Genomic DNA, 6459 nt, shown 5'->3' with positions numbered 1-6459 from the left:
TGGGAGATTCTTCTTCGCTTCGCTCATCAGAATGACACGGTTTATGTGTGGTATAGGAATCGGTTGACATTATTTATCTTTTCCATTTCCAAGTTCCAAATTTTCCTAAAATAGAATAGTAAATTACATAATATGGGTAAATTAATATAAAGAAAAGATACGGGATTTTAAATTTCTCTTTGTGCCGATAAAGAGTTGCAAGTAAAAAAATGATAGTGGAAAATAAATATATTCCTAAGTTCCTCAAATCACTCGTTACAATTACTTGGTAGGGGAGATAAATATAGAATAAAAATATCAAAGATAATAGAATTTTATAAAAAACCGATGAGATATCAAACTGCCCATAACGTCTTTTTTGTTGATCCGCGTAATTGTTTTTTCTTTCAGGTTTTGTAAATACTTTTTCCGTCGGATTATATGCAATTTTGTATTTCGTTTTTTTTATAAGGTTAAGAAGTAATTTATCTTCACCACAAGGATGATCCTTAATCGTTTCATATCCACCCACAAGATGAAATGCTTTTCGGCTAACTGCCAGATTTCTGCCATTGCTGCTATATGGTAATCCGGCTCCAATCGAAGCAGAATAAACCGATGCGGACATTAATTGAGAAAAATGGCGAAAATCGGATACGTTTTTTTCCGGGGAATAACCTACTACCATTCCCACATCTTTTGCAAGAAAATTGTCTAATCCGTTAAGCCAATTTTTCGGCGGCATGCAATCCGCATCAGTGAAAAGGAAATAATCGAATTGTGCGTTATCGGTGCCAATCTTAAGAGCTGCTTTTTTACCTTTATATTCTTTATCCTTTTTATCTAAATGATAATAGAGTCGGTTTGTTTCTTCATTGCAGAATTTTTTTATCAAATTTAGGGTATTGTCATTCGAAGCGTCATCAATTAGAATGATTTCGAATTTCATTTTGGGATAATAGATTTTCTCTAGAAATGAAAAAAGAGCAGGTAAGTTCTGCTCTTCGTTTCTGCAAGCGATTATTATTGAAAACGTCTGTTCTTGCGGATTAGGAACACGCCAAGTTCGGAGGATTGCTAATCCGAAAATTGTAATTATTAGTGAAAAAAAAATTATGAGGAGCATTGTATAATTATATTACAAATCTCAAATATCAAATAATATTTAAATAGCGATAATAGAAGATAGCAAAAAATCCGCTTGTATTACCGGACAATGTTTTAATATTGCAAATTCGATTCAATTTCAGTGCCTGCAATTTGTTAATTTTGATTTGCTTTTTAGTTTTGTTTGAACTTTGTTTTTTTTGATTTTAAAATTTATCTTCTTATTAGTGGTAATGAAATCCTTTTACCGGTTTTTGCGGATCTGTATATTGCTTCTATTATTTCGATAGATTTTCTCCCACCTCTACCATCGGTATTGGGTTCTGTATTCCCAAGAAGACTGTCAACAACATTTTTGTAATAAGGTAAATGTCCCAAACCATAAACATTAGGGGGAGTGTAGTTTGATTCGGCAATGAATTTATCCTCATCATCATAATCTTCAAATTCCCATTTTTCGATTTTGTTGATGGCAATTCCTCCGATTTTCACAGTCCCATTTTCTCCCAAAACCGTAATGGAACCTTCAAAATTTTTGGGATATGTGAGCATAGTTACATTAATTGTTCCAATAATTTGATTGCGGAATTTTAATATAGCAGAGCCCGTATCCTCAGTTTCTATATTACGGGCTAAAGTGGCTGTTTCTGCCATCACAGATTCTACCGGACCACCGAGCCATTGAACGGCATCAACATAATGGCTTGCCTGATTCATAAAAGCTCCACCATCAAATTCCCATGTACCGCGCCAGTTAGCCAGATCATAATAATCTTGGGGACGTTGCCAAAAGACATTGGTGTGAATCATATAGATCTTACCAAATCTATTTTTGTCGATTGCTTTTTTTAATAGTTGAATAGTTGTATTCAAACGATTTTGTTTTACAACAAATAATTGCACTTTATTCTGATCGCACGCTTTAATGAGTCTGTCAGCACTTTCCAGAGTTGTTGCCATAGGTTTTTCGGTTACTACATGAAAACCATGCTTGGCTGCTTGAATTCCCATTTCAGAATGCAATCCACTCGGAGTACAGATAATTACGGCATCACATTCTTCATTATTCAACATTTCCTGATAATCAGTATAAAATTTGGTAATATTATATTCTTGGGCTGATGTCTTTGCTCTTTTCTCAATTGTATCGCAACAAGCAATTATTTCAGCGTTATCAATTCTTCGGATTGATTCAAAATGTTTGGAAGATATCCTTCCGCAACCGATAAGGGTGAATTTTATTTTTTTCATGGTTTTCTCCGATAATTTTTTTTCATTTTACACTAACTTGGTTTTAGACTTTTGTCACTTGACGCAATATTATCTCCTCACGTACAGTAAAAAATATATGTAAGTGACTTATATGAAGCAAATTAATAAATATTTTAATCAAACGGTATTGAATTAATATTTGATTAGATTTTATCTATGAATTAATTTGGGAATTTACCTACAGTAGCACTTTTGAAATGCTGGTTTTTTGCTGTCAATCTTTCTGTTAAGAACAAATTACAAATAGATAGCAGCTAAAATTTCGGTAGCAAATAACAAAAATAAACAAATAAACCCCAATAATGCAATAGGAATAAAAAGATTACGAGAAAAAGTCGGTTTTCGTAATAGCCCAGCCATTCATGGCTGGGTAAAAAAAACAAACGAAATAATCAAGGGCGTTCACGCCCTTATAAAAACTTTTTGGAGTGCAACATCCGTGATGTTGCAGTGTTGTATAAAATATCACGGATATTTTACTCCAAAATGCCATAAATGTATAAAATATTACCCTGTGAAATCCCCGTGAAATAAAAAAGATAAAAGCATTTCACCCGAATGAAATATCGAAAAAATAGATTTCACTGGGCAGGCGCGATAAATAAAACAGATAATCCGCCGGCTGGCGGACACGAGGCAAGCGGATATTTTACTCAAAAACGCCATAAATGGCGTGAGATAATTTGTCCCATTTTTTCCTATCCGTAAACGGACAGGCTATTTTTTTTGCATTCGTGGTTATTTTTTCGCATTTCCCTTTTCCACTTCACATTTCACATTTCACAATTCACAATTCACAATTCAAAATTCAAAAACTTGTCCGCCCACTGGCTGATTCACAATTTCCTTCTCCGTTTTCCCTTCTCCCTTCTTCCTTCTCCCATTTTTTATTTTCATTCGTGGTTATTTCTTTTTCAATTTCAAATTTCCATTGTCCAATTTTGATATTTGAGCAAGGGTGTTTGGTTTCGACTTATTAAATTTATAAAGAAAAAATATGGGTTTCCTTGACAAAAAATAAGCGAAGTGAACTTTTTAATCAAATTTATTTGAATAAAAAATTAAATCGGAGCAAATATGAAAAAAACATTGTCAATTATTGCTATCAGCCTTTATTTTGCCGTTAGCCTTTTTGCTGTAAATCAAAATATAAACTTAGAACAATCAAGTCAAGAGATAAACATCATTGAAAATAGTGATACAAAATTTGAGGTAATTCTCAATTTTTCTGAAATAAAAAGTTCAGAAATTGAAACGGAAAAAGGAAATTTTAATATTCTGGAGATTCCAAAGGCATATTACGTAGGGGATGTGGGCGAACCGAAATTGCCTGCTGTAAAAAAATTAATCGAAATTCCATTTGATGCAGATGTTTCGATTGAAGTTCAAGATTTTTCTGTAATGGAATATTCTTTAAGCGATTATTTTATCAATAACGCAATCGTTCCCCAGCAACCATCCATCCCAAAGAATGTCGATCCTGCCACAGTTGAATTTGAATTTAATCAAAGCAAATATTCACAAAATAATTTTATTCAACATCCTCTTGCAAAAGTGGAAATTTTGGGAACAATGCGTGGTATTCGTTTGGCACGCTTGGTTGTTTGTCCTGTTCAATACAATCCTGTTCAAGGAAAAATTAAAGTTTACAATCATATTCGAGTCGAAGTGAATTTTTCCGGCAGCAATATTGCCAAAGCAGAAAACATTCGAGCTGCGACAGCTTCCCCCTATTTTTTACCACTATATAAGTCAATTTTCAATCATAGAGATTATCCCGATCATCCTGACCTGACCACTTATCCTGTTAAATATTTAATTATTTCCGATCCGATGTTTGAAGATGCTCTTCAACCTCTTGTAGAATGGAAAACCCAAAAAGGTTTTACCGTGATCGAAGCATATACAGTTGAAATAGGGACAAGTTATAATCAAATTAAAACTTATATTCACGAACTCTATAATTCGGGAACTCCCGAAGATCCCGCTCCTTCATTTGTTCTTTTTGTGGGCGATACAGGTCAAGTCCCTTCGACAAACGGTACTCAAACCTCGAAAGATACTGATCTTTATTATTGTAGTGTGGATGGTGATTATTTTCCGGAAATGTATTATGGCAGGTTTTCTGCAACCACCGTTGCGCAAGTAGAATCTCAGGTAGAAAAAACTATTTATTATGAAAAATATCAATTTGAAAATCCGAATTTTCTTGATAATATTACCTTAATTGCCGGTGAGGATGTTTCTCACAATCCTTCTCATGGACGACCTACAATTCTATATGGAGCAGAAAATTATTTCAACGAGGAGCATGGATTTGATAACATTCATATTTTTCTGACCTCTTATACGGGCTGTTTTAATCCCACGATTGACGATGGAATTTGTATGATAAATTATACTGCTCATGGCAGCCAAACTTCCTGGGCAGGTCCTCAAATGACGCAGGGAATGGTCAATGACCTTACGAATGTGGGGAAATATCCACTTGCCATTGGCAATTGCTGTCTTTCCGGAGATTTTGGGTATCCCGAATGTTTTGGTGAAACTTGGGCACGAGCCACCGATAATACTACTGGTGAACCAACCGGTTCGATCGGTTATATTGCTTCTGCTCCCTCATCATATTGGGATGAAGATGTTTACTGGGCAGTTGGTGCATTTCCCACGGTTGGAAACGGGCAAGTTCCCCCCATTGCAGAAACCACTTGGGGCGCTTATGATGCTGGTTTTATCACGGATTATGTTACCCAAGATGCTTTGAATTTTTGTGGAAATCTTGCTGTAACCGAAGCTGATAATCAAGGATTTCCCGGATATGCAGGAGCAGAATATTATTGGCAGGCTTACAATCTGCTTGGCGATCCATCCGTAGTAGTTTATATGACGCAAGGGGAAATTAATAATGTAAGTTATATGGATGTTCTCCCAATAGGAGTTAATAGTTTTATTGTTAATGCAAATTCCGGTTCTTATGTAGGAATTTCGATGAATGGTGAACTGCACGGCTCAGCCCTCGCAGATGAAAACGGTGTGGCAGAGGTTGTTTTTGATCAAATCTTTGTTCAAGCAGGTTTGGCAGATATTATCGTAACAAAACCTCAATATCAACCTTACATCGGTCAAGTTCAAGTGGCACCGCTCGAAGGTCCGTTTGTCATTGTGGACAATTTTTTCGTTACCTCCGGAGATGACGATATTATCGAATTCGGTGAAGATGCTACAATGGATGTGAGTTTGAAAAATGTGGGTGTGGAAATGGTTCTGGGATTGAACATGGAACTTTTTATCGAAGATGATTACATCACACTCACAGATGATGAGGAATTTATCGGTGATATTGACTCTAGCGAAGTTGTAACCTTCGAGGATGCATTTGCTTTCTCAGTTGCAAATGATGTCCCTGACGATTATAGTTTTACTTTTGATGCTGTTATGACAGATGTAAATGACTCCACCTGGAATGCTCAATTAAATCTGACTGCATATGCCCCGATTGTTTCAATCGGCTCAGTTGCAGTGAACGATGGCGATAACAATCGGCTCGATCCTGGTGATGTAGCCGATTTGAATGTAATTCTCCAAAACTCAGGTGGAGCAAAAGTTCATAACATCGAAGCAATTTTGTCCTATATTTCCGGTGATGATAATATAACCATAAATGAAGATACTGGAAATCTTGATACAATTTTGGCAGGAGATAGTGGAATCGTAACTTTCAATGTAACGGTTTCTGATGACGCACAAATTGGAGATCTGGCAGAATTTCAGATCAATATTTCTGCAGATAATGAATATGCAACTATACAGGAATTTTCTCTCAATATCGGACTGGTCATTGAGAGTTTTGAAACCGGTGATTTTTCTGCATTTCCTTGGGAATTTGGAGGTAGTGCAGATTGGACGATCAGCACAGATGCCTATGAGGGAGAATATTCCGCTCAGTCAGGTGTGATAAGCCATAATCAAATCACTTCTCTATCCATCACGTTTGATGTTCTTGCAGACGGTGAAATTAGTTTCTGGAAAAAGGTATCAAGTGAAACTAATTATGATTATTTAAAATTCTTTATTGATGATACCGAATTCGGTTCATGGGCT

3 protein-coding genes are annotated in these 6459 nt (G+C 35.7%); 1 reads left to right on the top strand and 2 read right to left on the bottom strand.

Going from position 1 to position 6459, the window contains the following annotated elements; translation table 11 throughout:
- Window positions 1-73: 73 nt before the first annotated feature.
- Window positions 74-1105, bottom strand: a complete 1032-nt coding sequence (locus U9P79_02120) for a glycosyltransferase (protein ID MEA2103424.1) — start codon at window positions 1103-1105, stop codon at window positions 74-76.
- A gap of 194 nt (window positions 1106-1299) precedes the next feature.
- Window positions 1300-2337, bottom strand: a complete 1038-nt coding sequence (locus U9P79_02115; protein MEA2103423.1) for a Gfo/Idh/MocA family oxidoreductase — start codon at window positions 2335-2337, stop codon at window positions 1300-1302.
- Between the two features lie 1098 nt (window positions 2338-3435).
- On the opposite strand from U9P79_02115, the gene U9P79_02110 reads away from it, so the two are divergent.
- Window positions 3436-6459, top strand: a 3024-nt coding sequence (locus tag U9P79_02110) for a C25 family cysteine peptidase (GenBank protein ID MEA2103422.1), incomplete at its 3' end; no start/stop codon positions are given.

The organism is Candidatus Cloacimonadota bacterium, assembly GCA_034661015.1.
GTDB lineage: Bacteria > Cloacimonadota > Cloacimonadia > JGIOTU-2 > JGIOTU-2 > JAYEKN01.
Note: the sequence above shows the minus strand (reverse complement) of the source record. Positions and strands in the feature narration are given on the sequence as shown.

What these genes read in the sequence shown, in the direction of transcription:
- U9P79_02115 (MEA2103423.1), bottom strand. Translation starts at nt 2,337, where the DNA reads ATGAAAAAAATAAAATTCACCCTTATCGGTTGCGGAAGGATATCTTCC.
- U9P79_02120 (MEA2103424.1), bottom strand. Translation starts at nt 1,105, where the DNA reads ATGCTCCTCATAATTTTTTTTTCACTAATAATTACAATTTTCGGATTA.